At 67.5% G+C, this 20,257-nt stretch carries 18 protein-coding genes; 13 read left to right on the forward strand and 5 right to left on the reverse strand.

Features of this window, described 5'->3' with window-relative positions:
- Positions 1 to 75: 75 nt before the first annotated feature.
- The 8 genes from eno to AC1RJ9_RS09755 all read left to right on the forward strand — a co-directional run bounded on the left by eno (position 76) and on the right by AC1RJ9_RS09755 (position 9,468).
- A complete protein-coding gene (gene eno / locus AC1RJ9_RS09720; RefSeq protein ID WP_492838469.1) occupies positions 76 to 1,356 on the forward strand; it encodes a phosphopyruvate hydratase in 1,281 nt (426 codons plus the stop codon).
- Positions 1,357 to 1,716: 360 nt separating this feature from the next.
- On the forward strand, positions 1,717 to 2,019 hold the full coding sequence (locus AC1RJ9_RS09725) for an FtsB family cell division protein (RefSeq protein ID WP_047405705.1): 303 nt from the start codon (positions 1,717 to 1,719) through the stop codon (positions 2,017 to 2,019).
- A gap of 166 nt (positions 2,020 to 2,185) precedes the next feature.
- A complete protein-coding gene (gene pdhA / locus AC1RJ9_RS09730; protein ID WP_492838467.1) occupies positions 2,186 to 3,217 on the forward strand; it encodes a pyruvate dehydrogenase (acetyl-transferring) E1 component subunit alpha in 1,032 nt (343 codons plus the stop codon).
- Positions 3,214 to 4,584 (forward strand): pyruvate dehydrogenase complex E1 component subunit beta, encoded by a 1,371-nt coding sequence (locus AC1RJ9_RS09735; RefSeq protein WP_492838465.1) that lies wholly within the window; start codon positions 3,214 to 3,216, stop codon positions 4,582 to 4,584. Before pdhA ends, AC1RJ9_RS09735 begins: the two co-directional genes overlap by 4 nt.
- A gap of 143 nt (positions 4,585 to 4,727) precedes the next feature.
- Positions 4,728 to 6,008, forward strand: coding sequence for a pyruvate dehydrogenase complex dihydrolipoamide acetyltransferase (locus AC1RJ9_RS09740; protein ID WP_492838464.1), 1,281 nt, complete (start codon positions 4,728 to 4,730; stop codon positions 6,006 to 6,008).
- A 24-nt stretch (positions 6,009 to 6,032) separates the two neighbouring features.
- Positions 6,033 to 6,509, forward strand: a complete 477-nt coding sequence (locus tag AC1RJ9_RS09745) for a glutathione peroxidase (protein ID WP_492838463.1) — start codon at positions 6,033 to 6,035, stop codon at positions 6,507 to 6,509.
- Between the two features lie 83 nt (positions 6,510 to 6,592).
- Positions 6,593 to 7,993, forward strand: a complete 1,401-nt coding sequence (gene lpdA / locus AC1RJ9_RS09750; protein ID WP_492838462.1) for a dihydrolipoyl dehydrogenase — start codon at positions 6,593 to 6,595, stop codon at positions 7,991 to 7,993.
- 20 nt (positions 7,994 to 8,013) lie between these two features.
- Complete coding sequence (locus AC1RJ9_RS09755; RefSeq protein WP_492838461.1) at positions 8,014 to 9,468, forward strand: DUF6880 family protein; 1,455 nt, start codon at positions 8,014 to 8,016, stop codon at positions 9,466 to 9,468.
- A 67-nt stretch (positions 9,469 to 9,535) separates the two neighbouring features.
- Here the strand turns inward: AC1RJ9_RS09755 and AC1RJ9_RS09760 are convergent, their stop codons facing one another.
- Together AC1RJ9_RS09760 and AC1RJ9_RS09765 are read right to left on the reverse strand one after the other, a co-directional pair.
- Positions 9,536 to 11,089, reverse strand: coding sequence for an AMP-binding protein (locus AC1RJ9_RS09760; RefSeq protein ID WP_492838460.1), 1,554 nt, complete (start codon positions 11,087 to 11,089; stop codon positions 9,536 to 9,538).
- Positions 11,090 to 11,193: 104 nt separating this feature from the next.
- A complete protein-coding gene (locus AC1RJ9_RS09765) occupies positions 11,194 to 12,201 on the reverse strand; it encodes an alpha/beta fold hydrolase (RefSeq protein ID WP_492838459.1) in 1,008 nt (335 codons plus the stop codon).
- 116 nt (positions 12,202 to 12,317) lie between these two features.
- Here AC1RJ9_RS09765 and lipA point away from each other — a divergent pair, with 116 nt between their 5' ends.
- Both lipA and AC1RJ9_RS09775 read left to right on the forward strand, forming a co-directional pair.
- Entirely contained in the window at positions 12,318 to 13,295 is a 978-nt protein-coding gene (gene lipA, locus AC1RJ9_RS09770) for a lipoyl synthase (RefSeq protein ID WP_492838458.1), read from the forward strand.
- Between the two features lie 5 nt (positions 13,296 to 13,300).
- Positions 13,301 to 13,762, forward strand: a complete 462-nt coding sequence (locus tag AC1RJ9_RS09775) for a type II toxin-antitoxin system RatA family toxin (RefSeq protein WP_492838457.1) — start codon at positions 13,301 to 13,303, stop codon at positions 13,760 to 13,762.
- A 1-nt stretch (position 13,763) separates the two neighbouring features.
- On the opposite strand, the gene AC1RJ9_RS09780 is transcribed toward AC1RJ9_RS09775, so the two are convergent.
- The 3 genes from AC1RJ9_RS09780 to AC1RJ9_RS09790 are packed head-to-tail and all read right to left on the reverse strand — an operon-like array spanning position 13,764 to position 16,556.
- Complete coding sequence (locus tag AC1RJ9_RS09780; protein ID WP_492838456.1) at positions 13,764 to 14,879, reverse strand: FUSC family protein; 1,116 nt, start codon at positions 14,877 to 14,879, stop codon at positions 13,764 to 13,766.
- Positions 14,879 to 15,370 (reverse strand): CinA family protein, encoded by a 492-nt coding sequence (locus tag AC1RJ9_RS09785; protein WP_492838455.1) that lies wholly within the window; start codon positions 15,368 to 15,370, stop codon positions 14,879 to 14,881. The genes AC1RJ9_RS09780 and AC1RJ9_RS09785 overlap by 1 nt, the downstream gene beginning before the upstream one ends.
- Positions 15,371 to 15,407: 37 nt before the next feature.
- Complete coding sequence (locus AC1RJ9_RS09790) at positions 15,408 to 16,556, reverse strand: bifunctional 2-C-methyl-D-erythritol 4-phosphate cytidylyltransferase/2-C-methyl-D-erythritol 2,4-cyclodiphosphate synthase (protein ID WP_492838454.1); 1,149 nt, start codon at positions 16,554 to 16,556, stop codon at positions 15,408 to 15,410.
- A gap of 99 nt (positions 16,557 to 16,655) precedes the next feature.
- On the opposite strand from AC1RJ9_RS09790, the gene dusB reads away from it, so the two are divergent.
- Genes dusB through AC1RJ9_RS09805 form a run of 3 tightly spaced genes read left to right on the forward strand, consistent with a single transcriptional unit; the run spans position 16,656 to position 20,214 of the window.
- Positions 16,656 to 17,663 (forward strand): tRNA dihydrouridine synthase DusB, encoded by a 1,008-nt coding sequence (dusB, locus tag AC1RJ9_RS09795; protein ID WP_492838453.1) that lies wholly within the window; start codon positions 16,656 to 16,658, stop codon positions 17,661 to 17,663.
- Positions 17,660 to 18,790: a two-component system sensor histidine kinase NtrB gene (locus tag AC1RJ9_RS09800; protein ID WP_492838452.1), complete on the forward strand. Its 1,131-nt coding sequence runs from the start codon at positions 17,660 to 17,662 to the stop codon at positions 18,788 to 18,790. The genes dusB and AC1RJ9_RS09800 overlap by 4 nt, the downstream gene beginning before the upstream one ends.
- A gap of 2 nt (positions 18,791 to 18,792) precedes the next feature.
- On the forward strand, positions 18,793 to 20,214 hold the full coding sequence (locus tag AC1RJ9_RS09805; protein ID WP_492838451.1) for a sigma 54-interacting transcriptional regulator: 1,422 nt from the start codon (positions 18,793 to 18,795) through the stop codon (positions 20,212 to 20,214).
- The last annotated feature ends 43 nt before the right edge of the window (positions 20,215 to 20,257 follow it).

The following is a 20,257-nucleotide window of genomic DNA, read 5'->3' on the forward strand; positions in this document are numbered from 1 at the left end:
CGGGGGAAGTCAAGTTGCGCCCGCGGCGCTTGGCGGCTAAAGGCGGGCGCGCCTTTTGGCCTCTAGGAGCAGCCCATGACCGAGATCGTCGACATCATCGCCCGCGAAATTCTCGACAGCCGGGGCAACCCGACCGTCGAAGTCGACGTGATCCTGGACGACGGCGCCTTCGGCCGCGCCGCGGTGCCATCGGGCGCCTCGACGGGCGCCCATGAGGCCAACGAGAAGCGTGACGGCGACAAGGCCCGCTATCTGGGCAAGGGCGTCCTGCAGGCCGTGGACGCGGTCAACGGCGAGATCTTCGACGCCCTGGCCGGCGTGGACGCCGAGGACCAGCGCCGCGTCGACACCCTGCTGATCGAGCTGGACGGCACGCCGAACAAGGCCCGCCTGGGCGCCAACGCCATTCTCGGCGTCTCGCTGGCCACGGCCAAGGCCGCCGCCGAGTCGGCCGGCCAACCGCTCTACAAGTACGTCGGCGGCGTGAACGCCCGCGTGCTGCCGACCCCGATGATGAACATCATCAACGGCGGCGCACACGCCGACAATCCGATCGACATCCAGGAATTCATGATCCTGCCGACCGGCGCCAAGGAATTCCGCGAAGCCCTGCGCATGGGCGCCGAGATCTTCCACAGCCTGAAGAAGGCCCTGAAAGACGCCGGCCACAACACCAACGTCGGGGACGAGGGCGGCTTCGCCCCGAACCTGGCCTCGGCCGAAGCCGCGCTCGACTTCATCGTCAAGGCTGGCGAGAAGGCCGGCTACAAGGCTGGCGAGGACTTCGTCCTGGGCCTGGACGTCGCCTCGACCGAGTTCTTCAAGAACGGCAAGTACGAGCTGGAAGGCGAGGGCAGGTCTCTCGACCCGGCCCAGATGGTCGACTATCTGGCCGGCCTGGCCTCGAAGTTCCCGATCCTGTCGATCGAGGACGGCATGGCCGAGGACGACTTCGACGGCTGGAAACTGCTGACCGACACCCTGGGCAAGAAGGTCCAGCTTGTCGGCGACGACCTGTTCGTGACCAACCCCAAGCGCCTGCAGATGGGCCTGGACAAGGGCCTGGCCAACTCGATCCTGGTGAAGGTCAACCAGATCGGCACGCTGTCGGAAACCATCGACGCCGTCGATCTGGCTCACCGCCACGGCTACACCAGCGTCATGAGCCACCGCTCGGGTGAAACCGAGGACAGCACGATCGCCGACCTGGCCGTCGCCCTGAACTGCGGTCAGATCAAGACCGGTTCGCTGGCCCGTTCGGACCGCACCGCCAAGTACAACCAGCTGCTGCGCATCGAAGAAATGCTGGACGATCAAGGCGTCTATGCTGGCCGCGCGGCGCTGAAGGGCCGCTAAGACCCTCCAGATCGCTAGATCTCGCGAAGGCGCGGCTTCCGAAAAGGGCCGCGCCTTTTGCATTTCGGGTGCGATTCTGGTCCGCCAGGCCGAATGTCGAAGACGTTCGTGCGATCCCCGACACCGTTAACCCACAAATTTTCTAAAAGCTCGGCAGTGGTTTCAAACGAGACCATTTCCGCGCCCTTCGCGGTCGCGAAATGGCTTCGGCGGCGCAGTATCTAGATGCGCGTGAAACGATCTCACGTGAAAGCACCGTTCGCCTGAGTGGCGAACTGTTAAAGACCCCGCTCAACGCCTGGATTTAGAAGGCGTTAAGCACGGTCGGCGATCCTACGAATCCCTCTCTGGGACCCTGAGATGTTCGCCCGACTGCAACCCTTCCTGCCGACTGCGGCGATCTTTTTCCTGATTTTCTACTTCGCCTTTCACGCTCTGACAGGTGATCGGGGCCTGCTGTCCATTTCGCAGCGCAATGCGGACCTCGCAGCAAAAACAAAGGAACTCAGGAAGATACGCGCGGAGAGGATGGACCTTGAGGCCCGTGCTCGTCTATTACGCAGCGGCAGTCTGTCGGCTGATCTCCTGGAAGAGCGCGCGCGCTCGCTTCTAGGATATGCCGACCCGAGGGACTATGTGATCCGGGTCAAGCGTCCGAGCTGACGGGTCGCCTATTCCTGGAATCGGCTGTCGGTCAGTACGTGGATCACCCGATCCCGGATTGATCTTGGCGAGACACCAGGGCGCCTCCCACGCGGAACCGACGTTTTTTCGGCGGGTGGCGCTCTCAGGACGAAGGCCGCGATGAAGATTGGCCAGGGAGATTTGAATGGCGCGTACGCGCAAGGCTGAGGCCTCGGCGGGGAAGGCGGTAGACACCGGTGTCAACGCTTTCGTCGGGAAAGACGAACTCCTGAAATTCTATCAGGACATGCTGCTGATCCGCCGCTTCGAGGAGCGCGCCGGCCAGCTGTACGGCATGGGCCTGATCGGCGGCTTCTGCCACCTCTACATCGGTCAGGAAGCCATCGCGGTCGGCATGCAGTCGATTTCGCAGGAGGGCGACCAGATCATCACGGGCTACCGTGATCACGGTCACATGCTGGCCGCGGGCATGGATCCCCGCGAGGTCATGGCCGAACTGACCGGCCGCGCCGGCGGTTCGTCCAAGGGCAAGGGCGGGTCGATGCACATGTTCGACATCGCCGCGGGCTTCTACGGCGGCCACGGCATCGTCGGCGCCCAGGTCGCGCTCGGCACCGGCCTTGCGCTGGCCAACCACTACAAGGGCAATGGCAAGGTCTCGTACGCCTATATGGGCGACGGCGCGGCCAACCAGGGTCAGGTCTACGAGAGCTTCAACATGGCCCAACTGTGGAAGCTGCCGGTCGTGTACGTGATCGAGAACAACCAGTACGCCATGGGCACCAGCGTCGAGCGCGCCGCCTCGGAAACCGCGTTCCACAAGCGCGGCACGTCATTCCGCATTCCGGGCGAGGAAGTCGATGGCATGGACGTCGTCGCCGTCCGTGAAGCCGGCGCCCGCGCCACGGAGCACGCCCGCAGCGGCCAAGGTCCGTACATCCTCGAGATGAAGACCTATCGCTATCGCGGCCACTCGATGTCGGACCCGGCCAAGTACCGCACCAAGGAGGAGGTCGACGAGGTCAAGACGACCCGCGACCCGATCGACCACATCAAGGAACGCCTGGCCGCGGCCGGCGTGACTGAGGACGACCTGAAGGGCGTCGACGCGGACGTGAAGCGCACTGTCGCCGAGGCCGCCGAGTTCGCTCGCACGAGCCCCGAGCCTGATCCCTCGGAACTGTATACCGACGTCTACCTGGAGGCCGCCGAGTGACGGACATCCTGATGCCCGCGCTTTCCCCCACGATGGAGGAAGGCACCCTGGCCAAGTGGCTCGTCAAGGAAGGCGACACCATCAAGGCCGGCGACGTGATCGCCGAGATCGAGACCGACAAGGCGACGATGGAAGTCGAAGCCGTCGATGAAGGCGTCGTCGAAGCCATCCTGGTTCCGGCCGGCAGCGAGAACGTCAAGGTCAACACCCTGATCGCGCGCCTGAAGGGCGAGGGCGAAGCCGCGGCTCCGGCCGCTCCGGCCGCTCCGGCCGCCGCCCCCGTCGCTGAAGCCGCCCCAGCTCCGGTCGCCGCTGCTCCCGCCGCCGCAGGCCCGATCTCGGCCGCCTCGACCTTCGCCGACCCGGAAATTCCGGCGGGTACGCCGATGAAGAAGATCACGGTCCGCGACGCCCTGCGCGACGCCATGGCCGAGGAAATGCGCAAGGACGACCGCGTCTTCCTGATGGGCGAGGAAGTCGCCCAGTACCAGGGCGCCTACAAGGTCAGCCGCGAGCTGCTGCAGGAGTTCGGCGACAAGCGCGTCATCGACACCCCGATCACTGAGCACGGCTTCGCCGGCATGGGCGTCGGCGCGGCGATGGCCGGGCTGAAGCCGATCGTCGAGTTCATGACCTGGAACTTCGCCATGCAGGCGATCGACCATATCATCAACTCGGCCGCCAAGACGCTCTACATGTCGGGCGGCCAGATCAAGTCGTCGATCGTGTTCCGCGGCCCCAACGGCGCGGCCTCGCGCGTCGGCGCCCAGCACAGCCAAGACTACGCCGCCTGGTACGGCAACGTCCCGGGCCTGAAGGTCATCGCGCCCTATGACGCGGCCGACGCCAAGGGCCTGCTCAAGGCCGCGATCCGCGATCCGAACCCGGTCGTCTTCCTCGAACACGAGATGATGTACGGCCATGAGTTCGACATCCCGGACGTCGAGGACTGGGTCGTGCCGATCGGCAAGGCCAAGGTCCGCCGTGAAGGCTCGGACGTCACCCTGGTCGCCTACAGCCGCATGGTGGGCTTTGCCTTGAAGGCGGCCGAGGAGCTGGAGAAGGAAGGCATCTCGGCTGAGGTCGTCGACCTGCGCACGATCCGTCCGATGGACCACGCCACCGTCCTGGAAAGCGTCAAGAAGACCAACCGTCTGGTCACGGTCGAGGAAGGCTGGGGCCCGATGGGCGTCGGCGCCGAGATCGTCGCCCGCATCACGGAGTTCGGCTTCGACTACCTGGACGCCCCGCCGCTGCGGGTTCACCAGGAAGACGTACCGCTCCCGTACGCGGCCAACCTGGAAGCCCTGTCGCTGCCTTCGGTCGACAAGATCGTCAAGGCGGCCAAGGCGGTCAGCTACCGCTAAGACCGGCGCGGCCCTTGCTCCAGACGGGCAGGGGCCGCATCGTCTCGGCCAATGAATTCATCCCGTTTCAAGCGGGGTATCGCGGACGGCGACCCAGCACACCATGGGCCGACACAGTCCCGAACGATTGAGGAAAAAGCTCAATGTCGATCGACATCCTGATGCCCGCCCTGTCGCCCACCATGGAGGAGGGAACCCTCGCCAAGTGGCACGTCAAGGTCGGCGACACCGTCAAGGCCGGCGACGTGATCGCCGAGATCGAGACCGACAAGGCGACGATGGAAGTCGAAGCCGTCGATGAAGGCGTCGTCGAAGCCATCCTGGTCGACGCCGGGACCGAGAACGTCAAGGTCAACGCCCTGATCGCCAAGCTGGCGGGCGAGGGCGAAAGCCCCGCGCCGGCTCCGAAGGCTGAAGCGCCCAAGGCGGCCGCCGCTCCGACGCCTGCCGCCGCGCCCGCAGCGGCCCCGGCTCCCGCCGCGCCGGCGCCCGTCGCCGCCGACGGTTCGCGTGTCTTCGCCTCGCCGCTGGCCCGCCGCCTGGCTTCGGCCGCCGGCCTGGACCTGAAGGGCATCAAGGGCACCGGCCCGCACGGCCGCGTGGTCAAGACCGACGTGGAAGCCGCCAAGTCGGGCGCTCCGGCCGCCAAGGCCGCGCCAGCTTCGGCGCCCGCCGCCGCTCCGGCCGCCGAGCCGCGCAAGGTCCAGTCGCTGGAGCAGATGGGCATCCCCGCCGGCTCCTACGACCTCATTCCGCTGGACGGCATGCGCAAGACGATCGCGCGCCGCCTGACGGACAGCTTCCGCGACGTGCCGCACTTCCCGCTGACGATCGATCTGGAGATCGACGCCCTGCTGGCCGCGCGCGCCAAGATCAACAGCCTGCTGAGCGACCAGGGCGTGAAGGTGTCGGTCAACGACATCATCATCAAGGCCGTGGCCGTGGCCCTGAAGCGCGTGCCGGAGGCCAACGCCTCCTACACGCCAGAAGGCATCGCCATGCACAAGCATGCCGACATCGCCGTGGCCGTGGCCATCGACGGCGGCCTGATCACCCCGATCGTCCGCGCCGCCGAGACCAAAGGCCTGGCCCAGATCTCGGCCGAGGTGAAGGATCTGGCCGCTCGCGCCAAGTCCAAGAAGCTGAAGCCCGAGGAATTCCAGGGCGGCACCTTCTCGGTCAGCAACCTCGGCATGTTCGGCATCAAGGCGTTCGCCTCGATCATCAACGAGCCGCAGGGCGCGATCATGAGCGTCGGGGCCGGCGAGCAGCGTCCGGTGGTCAAGGACGGCCAACTGGCCGTGGCCACCGTGATGACCGTGACCCTCACCTGCGATCACCGCGTGGTCGACGGGGCCATCGGCGCCAAGTTCCTGGCGGCCTTCAAGCCGCTGATCGAAGAGCCGCTGACCCTGATCGTTTGATCTGGTTCAGGGCTGGAGGCGAGCATGTCGGTCTACGACTATTCGGCCAAGACGCTGGACGGCCAGGATGTGAGCCTGGCCGACTATCGCGGCCAGGTGCTGCTGATCGTGAACACCGCCAGCAAGTGCGGGTTCACGCCTCAGTACGAGGGCCTCGAGACGCTCTACAAGGCCTACAAGGATCGCGGCTTCACAGTCCTTGCCTTCCCCTGCAACCAGTTCGGCGCTCAGGAGCCGGGGAACGCCGAGGAAATCGCGAACTTCTGCTCGCTGACCTACGACGTGACCTTCCCGGTGATGAGCAAGATCGAGGTCAACGGCGCCGACGCCCACCCCCTCTACCGCTTCCTCAAGAAGGAGCAGAAAGGCCTGCTCGGCACCGAGGCGATCAAGTGGAACTTCACCAAGTTCCTGATCGGCAAGGACGGCGAGGTCGTCGAACGTTTCGCGCCGACCGTGAAGCCCGAAGACCTCAAGGCCGCGGTCGAGGCGCTGCTTTAGTTTCTCCCGGATCGGCTCGCGGGCCGATCGATCTAGGCCGTCCGGCTTCCCACGGACGACGTCCAAGCTAGGGTTAGATGAACATGTCCACGGAATTCGATGTCGTCGTCATCGGCGCCGGTCCTGGCGGCTATGTGGCCGCGATCCGCGCCAGCCAATTGGGTCTGAAGACGGCCATCGTCGAGCGTGAGAACCTGGGCGGCATCTGCCTGAACTGGGGCTGCATCCCCACCAAGGCCCTGCTGAAGTCGGGTGAGATCTTCGAACAGCTGTCGCACCTGGACAGCTACGGCCTGTCGGTCGAGAAGCCGGCCTTCGACTTCACCAAGATCATCGAGCGTTCGCGCGGCGTGGCCAAGACCATGTCGGGCGGCATCGCCTTCCTGATGAAGAAGCACAAGATCGAGGTCATCGAGGGCGAGGCCAAGCTGGAGAAGGGTGATCCCGCACCCAAGCTCGTCATCGCCCTGAAGGCCGGCGGCAGCCGTACGGTCCAGGCCAAGAACGTCATCCTGGCCAGCGGCGCGCGCGCCCGCGAGATCCCGGCGATCGGCGCGGTCTCGGACGGCGACAAGATCTGGACCTATCGCGACGCCCTGGCGCCCAAGACCATGCCCAAGTCGCTGGTCGTGATCGGCTCGGGCGCCATCGGCATCGAGTTCGCCAGCTTCTACCGCGCCCTCGGCGCCGAGGTGACCGTCGTCGAGGCCCTGGACCGCATCATGCCGGTCGAGGACGCCGAGGTCTCCAAGGCCGCCCAGAAGGCGTTCGAGAAGCGCGGCATCAAGTTCCGCATCGGCGCTAAGGTCAGCAAGGTCGAGAAGACCAAGGACGGCGTCTCGGTCACCGTTGACGTTGGCGGCAAGATCGAGCAACTGACCGCCGAGAAGTGCATCGTCGCCGTCGGCATCGCGCCGAACAGCGAAGGCCTGGACGTCGTCGGCCTGAACCTGGATCGTGGTCACGCCGTGACCGACAAGCACGGCAAGACCAACGTGCCGGGCCTCTACGCCATCGGTGACATCGCCGGCGCGCCCTGGCTGGCCCACAAGGCCAGTCACGAAGGCATCCACGCCGCGGAGGCGATCGCCGGCTACAAGACCCCGAACGTCCACTCGCCGATCCCCGGCTGCACCTACGCCAACCCGCAGGTCGCTTCGGTCGGCTACACCGAGGCCGGCGCCAAGGCGGCGGGCATCGAGGTCAAGGCCGGTCGCTTCCCGTTCAAGGTCAATGGCAAGGCCGTGGCCGCGGGCGAGACCGAAGGCTTCGTGAAGACCGTGTTCGACGCCAAGACCGGCGCGCTGATCGGCGCCCACATGATCGGCCACGAAGTCACGGAAATGATCCAGGGCTTCGTCACCGCCATCACCCTGGAAGCCACCGAAGAAGACCTGCACGGCATCGTCTACGCTCACCCGACCATGTCGGAAGCCATGCACGAAGCCGCTCTGGACGCCTACGGCCGAGTCCTGCACATCTAGGCCTCGCTTGAGGACACTGGATGGCGCGCAAGGCCGCGACGACGACGGATGACAAGGTGAAGCCGGCCAAGGCTCGGAAGGGATCGAAGACGACCCTTTCCGAGGCCAATCTGGTCGACCTCGGTCCCGAGCGCCTGGCCGCCATCCTGCTCGACCTGTCCAGCGACAGCCACGTCAAGCGCGTGCTGCGGCTGGAGCTGTTCGCGGAAGCGAGCAGCGAAGGGCTGGCGCTGGAGATCTCCAAGCGTCTGGTCACGGTGGGTAAGTCCCAGGCGCGCATCCACTGGCGCAAGCGCGCGGCCTTCGCCAGGGACCTCGACCTACATCGCGGGATGATCGAGCGGTTGGCGCAGGACGACGCCACCGCCGCGCTCGATCTGATGCTGGACCTGCTGGACCTGGCGACGCCGACCCTGGATCGCCTCAGCCAGGCCGAGGGCCCCATCGGCGACGTGTTCCTGGCCGCTCGCGACGGGGTCGGCGCGATCGCCGCCGGGGCCATGCCGGATCCGATTGTCCTCGCCGACCGGATCGCCAACCTGCTGCGTCGCGACGACTACGCCCAGTTCGGACCCGTGGTGAACGCGTTGGGACCCTTGCTTGGCGAGAAGGGACAGGCCCGCCTCCGCGAGACATTGGAAAAGCTGCTGGCCGCGCGCACCATCCGCGACGCTCGCAGCGGGATCTACAGGGACGCCCTGCGCCGCTTGGCCGACGCCAGCGGTGACGTCGACGCTTTCGAGGCCACCTTCGCGCCCGAGCTGCGCCGTACCCCCCTGGTCTCGGCCGAGATCGCGCGCCGCTTGCTGGAGGCCGGGCGCGCCGAGGACGCCTTGGCGACCCTGCATGCCGGCGCGCCCAGTGACCAGCGCGGCCGTCACCAGAGCTCTCTGGAGGAGCGCGACGCCTGGGAAGAGGCGATGCTCGACGCCCTGGAGGCCACCGGTCACCACGAGGAGGCCCAGAAACGCCGATGGTCGGAGTTCGAGCGCACGCTGTCGATCCCGCGCCTGCGGACCTACCTGAAGGGCCTACCGGACTTCGACGACGTCGAGGCCGAGGACCAGGCCAAGGCTGTCGCCAAGCGTTTCCCGCAGTTCGACAGGGCGCTGGCGTTCCTGGTCTCCTGGCCGGACCTGATGGCCGCCTCACGCCTGGTGCTGGCCCGCGCCGGCGAGATCAGCGGCGCCGACGACACCCTGATGGCCGAAGCCGCGCGCCGCCTGGAGGGAGCCTATCCGATGGCCGCGACGCTGCTGCTGCGCGCCTCGATCCAGTACGTGCTGACCTACGGCGTCGCGGCGCGCTACGCAGAGGCGGCCCGTCAGCTGCTGGAAGCGGAGTCGCTGTCGGTCATGATCGGCGACTACGGCGAATATCCCGACCACCAGGCCTTCGTAGCCGACCTGCGCGCCATGCATGGCCGCAAGCAGGGCTTTCGGGCGGAGCTCGAAGCCCTTGGAAGCGTGTTCTAGGCAGCGCCGAAAGACCTTAGGACAGGAACATTACGGCGAAGCTTGATCAGCTTCGCCGGATTTCGGCCTAGGCGGCGCGCGCGTCGGTTTCCGCCATCCGCTGGATGGCGACATAGTCGGTCTTGCCGCTGCCCAGCACCGGCACTTCCTGCACCTTGAGAATCTTGCGCGGCACGGCCAGTTCGGGCGCGCCGATCGTCTGGGCGTGGGCGACCAGCGAGGCCACGGCGGCGTCGGGACGGTCGGTGACCAGGATCAGTTTCTCGCCCTTCTTCTTGTCGGGCATCGAGATCACGGCGTGACGGCCGTCGGGCCACACGGCCGAGGCCAGGTCCTCGGCGGCTGTCAGCGAGACCATCTCGCCGCCGATCTTGGCGAAGCGTTTCACGCGGCCCTTGATCGTGATCCACAGGTCGTCGGTCATGGTGACCACGTCGCCCGTGTCATGCCAGCCGCCTTGGGGCGCGTCGACGCCGCCATCCTCGCGAAGATAGCCCGCCATGATGTTCGGGCCGCGCACCAGCAGTTTGCCGCCCTCAGGGATGCCTTCGACGGGCTCGATCTTCCACTCCTGGCCGGGCAGCAGGCCGCCGACGGTGCCCCGGCGATTATCGTCGGGCTTGTTGACCGCGATCACCGGCGACGCCTCGGTCGCGCCATAGCCTTCCAGCACCGGCACGCCGCCGAACTTTTCGGCGATGAGGTTATGCGTCTCGTCGCGAACCTTCTCGGCGCCACAGACGATGAATTTCAGGCCCGACATCTCGTCGGGTTCGGCGGAGCGGGCGTACTGGTTGACGAAGGTGTCCGTCGCCAGAAGCACCGAGGCTCCGACGTCCTTCATCAGCGGCGGGATCTGCTTGGTGTGCAGCGGCGAGGGGTACTGGAACGCCTTCATGCCGGTCATCAGCGGCAGGATCACTCCAGCGGTCAGACCGAAGCAATGGAAGACCGGCAGCGGATTGAAGAACACCCAGGCCGGATCCAGCGCGATGTGGGCGGCGATCTGCTGGGCGTTCGACACCAGGTTGGCCTGGGTCAGCACCACGCCGCGCGGCGCGCCAAAGCTGCCCGAGGTGAACAGCACGACGCCCTTGTCCGACGGCTTGGCCGGGGCGCGGAACCGCCGTGGGAAGAGGCCCGCGGCGGCGGCGAACAGCTTGTCGCCGAAGCCGATCGTCCCGCGCACGTCTTCCAGATAGGTGACCTCGGCGTGCTCGCCGATCGCGTCGACGATGTCGTGCAGCTTACCCAGTTCGATGAACTTGTGGGCGGTCAGCACGCGCTTGGTCTTGGCCAGCTTGCAGGCGGCCTTGATGTTCCGCAGACCCGCCGTGAAGTTCAGCATGGTCGGCACGCGGCCGAAGGCGTGCAGGGCGAAGAAGGTCACAACCGAACCCGAGCCCGACGGCAATAGAATGCCGACGTTCTCCCCCGGCTTCGTCATGGCGGCGATCTTGCGGCCCAGTGCGAAGCTGGCGCGGATCAGATCCGTGTAGGACAGAGGATTGCGGTCCTGGTCCTCCAGGATCGGCTTCTTGGCGCCATACTTGTCGCGGGCGTCAATGAGGGCGTCGAAGATGGCCTTGTGGCCAGCTTGCGCATCGTAAGCTACCGGCATCCCGGCGAAACCTCCCCGAAGAGCGAAAGCGCGCTCTCGTTCTTAAACGTCGAGTCTGCCGGGGAAGGTCCAGCTTTGCAAGAAAGAGTCACAAACCGTGAGGGTCACCCCTTGCGAGGCAGGGCCTTGGCGGCTGTCCGGGTTCGGGCAAAATCTACGATCGCGGCCAGCCAGGCTTGGCGAACCGCGTCCGATTCCATGTGCAGGTCATGTCCCGACATCGGGTAACGGGTCTCCTGACAGGTGGCCATCGCCGCGCAAAGCCGGGTCTGGGGCGTGGCGGAAACGGCCTTGTCGTGGTCGGCGGTCAGCATCAGCGTTGGAACGTTCGTTCTACGGATGTCGTGGGCGGCGGCTTCGGAGGCGTCGAAGAACGCCGCGAACCAACCCAGGCTGCGACCGCCCATGCGAAGATCGGGATTGGCCAGCATCCAGGCCGCCTGCACCTTGCCGCGAACCGGGTCGTGGGTAAGGCCGTCATCTGGCGCGTCCCGCCGCCAGCCGGGCTGGTCCGGGGTCTTGATCCAGCCGAGACGCAGGAACCGCATCGCGGGCGTGAACCTGGCGAAGTCCGAGCGCGACCGGGGCAGGGCGGTCAGGCCGAAGGCGGGGGAAGAGAGGACGAGGCCGTCCATGGCCAGGCCTTGCTGAGCGGCGCGCAGGGCCACGAGCCCGCCCTCGGAATGGCCCAGCACCACAAGCGGCATGTCGGGTCCAGGCCGGATCACGCCTTTCACCAGGGCGCGTACGGCGTCGACGTCGGGATCGAAGCTGTCGACATGGCCGAGGTCGCGCCAGGGTGTCTCGCGCTCGGATCCGCCCTGGCCCTGACGCTCCAGCACCCACACCGAAAAGCCTTGCGCCGTCAGGTCCGTGACGGTCTCGAACCACTTCTCGGCGCTCTCGCCATAGCCGGTCAGAATCAGGATCGTCGCCTTGGGGGCGACCGGCGGCGCGGTGACGCCGTAGCGCTGCACCAGGCCCTCGCCGCTGCGGACGTAGCCCCAGGCCCAGCCCTGGGGCGGGTAGAACTGCGCGCTCAGTGACGGCGGCGTCCGGCTCTCGGCGAACGGCGCGCGCGAGCCGCCGTCGCCGCAGGCGGAAACGGTCAAGGCTAGGGCGATAGCGAGGAGGCGGCGACGCATACCGGCACAGTCATTTCGCGCGTTGCTGACTTAAGCAAGATCAAGCGCTTGATCCGCGAGCCAAGAAGACCGATTTAGGCGCCATGGCCACGGTGATCGACACCCTCAAGGCTCGCGGCTCGGATGACCGGGCGGCGCGCCACCCCGAAAAGCAGAACCGCCCGGACACGCCGGTGCTTCGCAAGCCCGAGTGGCTGCGAGTCCGAGCGCCCGGCACGGGTCAATACAACGAGACCAAGGGCATCGTGCGCGAGCACAAGCTGACCACGGTCTGCGAGGAAGCGGCCTGTCCGAACATCGGCGAGTGCTGGAGCCAGAAGCACGCGACCATGATGATCATGGGCGAGATCTGCACGCGCGCCTGCGCCTTCTGCAACGTCACCACCGGCTTGCCGACCCAGCTGGATCCCGACGAGCCGCGCCGCGTGGCCGAGGCCGTCGCCAAGATGGGCCTCAAGCACGTGGTCATCACCTCGGTGGACCGCGATGACCTGCTGGACGGCGGCGCTCGCCACTTCGCGGAAGTGGTCACCGCCATTCGCGCGGCCGCGCCGAGCACCACCATCGAGATCCTGACGCCGGACTTCCTGCGCAAGGACAACGCCGAGAACGTGGTGATCGACTCCAGGCCGGACGTCTTCAACCACAACCTCGAGACCGTGCCGCGGCTTTACCTGAAGATCCGCCCCGGCGCTCGCTACTACAACTCGCTGCGCCTGCTGGACCGCGTGAAGCAGCGCGATCCCTCCCAGTTCACCAAGTCCGGCCTGATGGTCGGTCTGGGCGAAACCAAGGAGGAGGTCATGCAGGTCATGGACGACATGCGCTCGGCCGGCGTCGACTTCATCACCATCGGCCAGTACCTGCAGCCCACCCGCAAGCACGCGGCCATCGACCGGTTCGTGACGCCGGAAGAGTTCAAGGCCTATGAGGCGATCGCCCGGGCCAAGGGCTTCCTGATGGTGTCGTCCAGCCCGTTGACCCGCTCGTCGCACCACGCGGGCGACGACTTCGCCAAGCTACAGGCCGCTCGTCGCGCGCTCGACGCCCGCACCGCGTAAAAGCCGTGCATCGTCACGTGGTCACGCGGGTGCTTCCGTACGCGCCCGAGCAGCTGTTCGAACTGGTTGGCGACGTCGAGGCCTATCCGAAGTTCGTGCCGTGGATCACCGGCATGCGCACCTGGAACGGCCGCGTCGACGGCCCCGTCAGCACGGTCGACGCCGAGGCCCAGGTCGGCTTCTCGTTCCTGCGCGAGAAGTTCGCCACCCGCGTCCGCCGCGATCGCGACGCGCTGAGCATCGACGTCAGCCTGCTCTACGGCCCCTTCAAGCGCCTGATCAATGGCTGGCGCTTCGCGCCCGAGGGCGACGCGACCCGCGTCGAGTTCGTGATCGACTTCGCCTTCAAGGCGGCGCTGCTGGACGCCATGCTGGCCGCCAATATCGACAAGGCCGCCAACAAGCTGATCGCCTGCTTCGAGGATCGGGCGAGGCAGATATACGGCGCAAAGCCCGATCGTTCCTAGCCTAGTCCTTCTTGGCCACGGCTTCCTCGATCCGCTCCTCGAAGTCACCGAGGTTGCCGAACAGGTTCTCGATCGCGAAGACCAGGCCGAACACCCGCGCGGCGTCGTCGAACTCGAGCCCGCGGGTGAGACCCTTCTGGCGCAAACCCTCGACGCAGGCCTGGAAGGTCTGGTGGACTTCGGCGAAGGCCACGCGGTCCGGACGCGGACCGCCGGCCAGCAGGTCGGCCGCGCCGCGCAGGAACTTGGCGCTGGCCTCCAGCATGTCGGCGGCGGCCGGCGCCAGCCCCTCGGCCGGCAAGGGCTCGCGCAAGGTGCGGCCGACCATCACCGTGTCGTTGCGCAGCCGCCAGAGCGTGCGTGGAAGGGCGTCTGACACCGATCGCTCGCTGAGCTTGCTGGCGTTCTCGCGATCGGCCTCGGTCATCGACGTCTGCAGCTTGGCCAGCGCCGCGCGCAGGTCGTCCTGGGCCTTGAGATAATCAGTTGGTCCCGGCGCGCCGCGCAGCATGAGAATATAGCTGTCGAGGATGTGCGCCTGCAGGCCGGCGATCTTCTGGACGCTGGTCACCACCGAGGCGTGGGCGCGGGCCGGGAAGATCAGCAGGGTGGCGGCGACGCCCATCAGGCTGCCTACCGTGATCTCGGCGACCCGCAGGCTGGCGGCGATCAGCGGGTCCATATGAGTCGTCTGGCCGATCAGCATGATCACGGCGGTGACCGGCGCGACCTTCAGCGCCGGCCGCGCCGAGACCACGAACGACAGCAGCGCCACCGTCACGCAAAGGATCACGCCGCCGAACTCCGGCCACTTGGCATGGAAATAGGCGGCCACGGCGCCGGCCAGGGCGCCGACGACCGTGCCCATGAAGCGCTCCATCGAGGCGGTGATGGTCGCGCCCAGGCTTGACTGCACCACGATCACGGCGGTGAACACCGCCCAATACCCTTGCGGCAGGCGCAGCAGGGTGGCCAGGGCGAAGGCCGCGCCGACCGCGGCCGACACTCGGATCGCGTGGCGGATCTCGGTCTTGCGGGCCGCCGCGGCCTTCAACGCCTTCTGCGAGAAGCCAGCGCCCGCGAAGCGCCGCCAGTCGCTGGGCGCGGTCTCGGGCACTAGGCCACCGCCTCGCGGAGCATTTCCAGCGCGGTCCGCACCGCCGCCAGTTGCACGGCCTCGCGGGTCTCGCCGGCGAAGTGCTCGCGCCTATGGACCACCGAGCGATTGGCGCGAGCCACGGCGAAGTGGACCGTGCCAACCGGCTTCATCGGCGTGCCGCCGCCAGGACCGGCGATGCCGGTGATCGATACAGCGACATGGCCATTGCTCTCGCGCAGCGCGCCCTCGGCCATCATACGCGCCACCGGTTCGGACACCGCGCCGTGGTCGGCGATCAGGTCTCCGGGGACGCCCAGCATCTCCGACTTGGCGCGGTTGGTGTACGTCACGAACCCTCGCTCGAAAACGTCGGACGCGCCGGAGATCGAGCAGATCGCCCCGGCCACCAGCCCGCCGGTGCAACTCTCGGCCGCCACGAGGCGAAGCGACTTGGCGCGCGCCTCGTCGATCAGCAGCCGGGCCAGGGTCTCGATTTCCAGCGGGAACATCGGCGTCTCCGGATTCGTGGGCCTTAGTTTAGACCGTTCAGGCCGGCGTCTCGACCGCCACGACGGCGGACGCGGCCAGACCCTCGCCACGACCCGTGAAGCCCATCTTCTCGGTCGTGGTCGCCTTCACGCTGACCCGGTCGAGCGGGAGGTCGAGGATCTCGGCCAGCTTCTCACGCATGGCCAACCGATGCGGTTTGATCTTGGGGCGCTCGCAGATCAGGGTCACGTCGACATTGATGACCACCCCGCCCTTGGCCGCGACCAGCTCGGCGGCGCGCCTGAGGAACTGATCCGAGGCCGCGCCCTTCCACTTCGGGTCGGTCGGTGGGAAGTGGTCGCCGATGTCGCCTTCGCCGATCGCGCCCAGGATCGCGTCTGTCAGGGCGTGCAGGCCGGCGTCGGCGTCCGAATGTCCGATCAGCGTCTCGTCGTGCTTGATGGCCACGCCGCACAGCCAGACCTCTTCGCCCGGACCCCAGCGGTGGGCGTCGAAGCCCTGGCCGACTCGAGTGATGCGCGCCGCGCCGGCGAGCCGTTCAGCCATGGCGAAGTCCTCGAGATAGGTGAGTTTCATCAGAAGCGGGCCGCCCGGCGCGATAGCCACGCGGCCCCCCGCGGCTTCCACCACCTGGGCGTCGTCGGTCGGCTCGTCCCCGGCCCAGGCGGCATAGGCGGCGAGCAGAGTGTCGCGGCGCGCGGCCTGCGGCGTCTGGGCGCGCCAGAGGTGCTCGCGCGAGATCGTCATCAGGTTCTGGCCGGGCTCGCCGCGCTTGAGCGTGTCGGCGACGGGCAGGGCGGGCAGGACGGCGTCGGCGCTCTCGAGCGCCTTCAGCACGCCGTCGATGATCGCGCCGGTCAGGAAGGGACGGGCGGCGTCGTGGATCAGGACCGCCTCGTCGTCGGGACGATCGGAGAGCGCCGCGAGGCCCGACCGCACCGACAGCGCCCGCGTCGCGCCGCCACGGGCCACACGCCAGCCAGGGAGACCATCCAGCACCTCGGGGAGCGCGTTTTCGCCGTCTTCGGTCGTTACGATGACGATTTCGGCAGCCCCGGCCGCCAGGAAGGCCTCGACCGACCAGCGCAGAACGGCTTTACCCGCCACGGGACGCCACTGCTTGGCCTGGCCCGGACCGGCTCGGCTTCCCGAACCAGCGGCGACGATCACGGCGGAAAAGGTCATGGCGGCTGTTTAGTCCGGTGGCCGCCGAAGTCTAGTCGATCTGGGCTTTACTGCGCTGCACAATGTGCCTAAAAAGAATGCTGCGGGGATGATCATAAAATGAGCAACACGCTCGAGGTCGGCGGGGTCGAAGTTCCCGGTCGGGTGTGGATCGCGCCCATGACCGGGGTTTCGGATCTGCCTTTTAGAGAAACGGCCACGGCGCTCGGCGCGCCTTACGTGGCGACGGAGATGGTGGCCAGCGCGGAGCTCGCGCGGGGGCGGCCGGATGTCGTGCGCCGCGCGGCGGTCGGCGACGGCCTGCCGCTGACCGTGATCCAATTGGTCGGCCGCGACATCGCCTTCATGGCCCAGGGCGCCCGCATGGCGCAGGAGGCCGGGGCCGAGATCATCGATCTGAACTTCGGTTGTCCGGCCAAGGAAGTCACCAAGGGCGTCGCCTGCGGCTCGGCCCTGATGCGCGAGCCTGACCTTGCCGAAGCTCTGGTCGCCGCCGCCGTCAACGCCGTCGACGTTCCCGTGACGGTGAAGATGCGCCTGGGTTGGGACGTCGATTGCCTGAACGCACCCGATATCGCCCGCCGGGCCGAAGCCGCCGGGGCCAAGGCGATCACGGTTCACGGCCGCACCCGCAACCAATTCTACAAGGGCGTCGCCGACTGGACCGCCGTCGCGGCGGTCAAGAAGGCCGTCTCGGTGCCGGTGCTGGTCAATGGCGACATCATCGACGGCGACAGCGCCCGCATGGCGCTTGAACAATCCGGCGCCGATGGCGTGATGATCGGCCGGGGTGTCTATGGCCGCCCCTGGATAGCCTGCGCGATCGAGGCCGCGCTCGAAGGCAGGGGCTTCGCCGAGCCGGAAGCCGAAGAGCGCCTGGCCATCGCCCTCACTCATTTCCGCCGCAGCCTCGAGTTCTACGGCGAGAAACTGGGCTTGAAGATGTTTCGCAAGCACCTGGCCTCGTACATCGAGGCCGCGCCCTGGCCGGAAACGGCCGAGGCGCGCCGGGCCGCTCGCGCGACCCTGTGCCGCTTGGAAGACCCCGCCGCCGTTGAGGTCGCCTTGCGCGACCTCTGGCTGGCGGGCGGGAGATTAGCCGCATGACCGACCACGCCCGCGTATTGGGTGGCCTCACGCCCGAGGCCCTTAAGGCCGCCGCCTTCGATCTCAGCCCCGAGCCCGCCCTGGTGGTGGACCGCGACGGCGGGCTGGTGGCGGTCAACGAGGCCGCCGAGGCTCTGTTCGGACACGGCCTGTCGCTGTTGGCGCGCGGCCGCTTCCGCGCCGCCCTGCCGCCGGGTTCGGTGCTGGTCTCGCTGTTGGACCGTGCGATCTTCGAAGGCGCGCTGGTCCGCGAGCACGGCGTCGAGGTCAACCTGTTCGGCCAGCCGCCGTTCGAGGCCGACGGCGCCGCCGTCCCGCTGGGCGATGGTTCGGTGCTGCTGACCCTGCACGTCAAGGGCGTCCTGGGTGTCGACAAGGCCGCCGATGCGGCCGGCCTGCGCTCGGTCGTGGGCCTGGGCAAGATGCTGGCTCACGAGATCAAGAACCCGCTGGCCGGTATTCGCGGCGCCGCCCAGTTGCTGAAGACCGGCGCCAGCGCCGTCGACCAGCCGCTGGCCCAGTTGATCGTCGATGAGACAGATCGCATCCGCCGTCTGGTCGACCGCATGGAGGCTTTCTCCGAAGCCGCGCCGACGCCGCGCGAGCCGGTCAACATCCACCAGGTGCTGGACCGTGTCCGGGCGCTGGTCGCCAACGGCGTGGCCGACGGCCTGACGCTGAAGGAAAGCTATGACCCGTCGCTGCCGCCTGTGTGGGGCGATGAGGATCACCTGATCCAGGTCTTTCTGAACCTGACCAAGAACGCGGCCGAGGCCGCCCACATGCGGGGTGACGATCGCGGCCAGATCTCGATCCACACCGCCTGGCGCCCCGGCGTCCGCGTACGCGGCGCCGACGGCAAGACCGCCAGCGGCGCGCCGATCGAGGTGAAGGTGATCGACAACGGACCGGGCGTGCCGGCCAGCCTGCGCGACCACCTGTTCCAGCCCTTCGTGACCACCAAGGCCAATGGCACGGGCCTGGGCCTGGCCCTGGTCACCAAGCTCGTCACCGCCCACGGCGGTCTGATCGATTTCGAGTCCGAGCCTGGCCGCACCGTCTTCCGCGTGCTGCTGCCGGTCGCCCCAGAAATCTCGAACACTGAAACTGCCTTCGGAGACGCCTGAGCATGAACGCCGCGAGCAAGAAGATTCTGATCGCCGACGACGACAGCTCGGTGCGTCTGGTGCTCAGCCAGGCCTTCACCCGCCTCGGCTATCAGGTCCGCGCCACGGGCAACGCCACCACCCTGCTCAAGTGGGTCACGGACGGGGAGGGCGACCTGGTCGTCACCGACGTGATGATGCCGGACGAGAACGTGTTCGATGTGCTGCCGCGCATCCGCAAGGAGCGGCCCAAGCTGCCGATCATCGTGATGAGCGCGCAGAACACCCTGCTGACGGCGGTCAACGCCGCCGACGCCGGGGCGTTCGAATATGTCTCCAAACCCTTCGACCTCGACGACATCACCGCCGCGGCGCGCCGGGCCCTGTCGCGGCCGGCCGACGCCGAGGCTTCCAAGGCCCAGGCCCGCGCCATGCGCGATGAGCGCCTGCCGCTGATCGGCCGCTCGGCGCCGATGCAGGAGGTCTATCGCACCATCGCCCGGCTGGTCGGAGCCGACCTGACGGTCCTGATCCTGGGCGAAAGCGGCACCGGCAAGGAGCTGGTCGCCCGCGCTCTGCACGAGCTGGGTCGCCGCCGCGACGGCAAGTTCGTGGTCATCAACCTGGCCGCCGTGCCGCGGGAGCGGGTCGAAACCGAGCTGTTCGGACGGGGGGAGGGCGACAACGGGCGCCTGATAGAGGCTGATGGCGGCACCCTGTTCCTGGACGAGATCGGCGACATGCCGTTGGACGCCCAGACCCGCCTGCTGCGCGTGATCGACGGCACGGAGCCGGTGATCAATCCCAAGACCGGTCGTCGTCCCAACGTGCGGATCATCGCCGCCACCAACCGGGACCTGCGCGGCCTGATCCAGCAGGGCCTGTTCCGCGAGGATCTGTTCTTCCGCCTGAATGTCGCGCCGGTGCGCCTGCCGCCGCTGCGCGATCGCGTGGAAGACATCCCGGACCTGGCCCGCACCTTCCTGCTTCGCGCCGCCCGCGAGGGCCTGCCGTCCAAGACCATCGACCAGAGCGCGCTGGATCGCCTGAAGACCCATCCGTGGCCGGGCAACGTCCGTGAACTTGAGAACCTGATGCGCCGGATGTGCGCCCTCTATGCCGAGGAACTGATCACCGCCCGCATCGTCGACCGCGAGCTGCAGGATCACACCCCGGCCGTCCGCTCGGAGGAGGGGCCGCTCACCCTGTCCATGCTGGTCGAGCGCCATCTGGCCTCGCACTTCGCCGACCAGCCCGACGGCGTGCCGCCGCCCGGCCTGTACGACCGGATCCTGGAGGAGGTGGAGCGTCCTCTGATCCAGCTGACCCTGTCGGCCACGCGTGGCAACCAGGTGCGGGCCGCCGAGATCCTAGGCCTGAACCGCAACACCCTGCGCAAGAAGATTCAGGACCTGGGCGTGGAGATGACGCGCGGTCGCAGATAGGCGCTGAAGCTTTCTCGGCACATAGCTGTTGAATTTAGGACAC

The sequence above is a fragment of the Caulobacter sp. GW822-FHT07D08 genome (genome assembly GCF_058798735.1).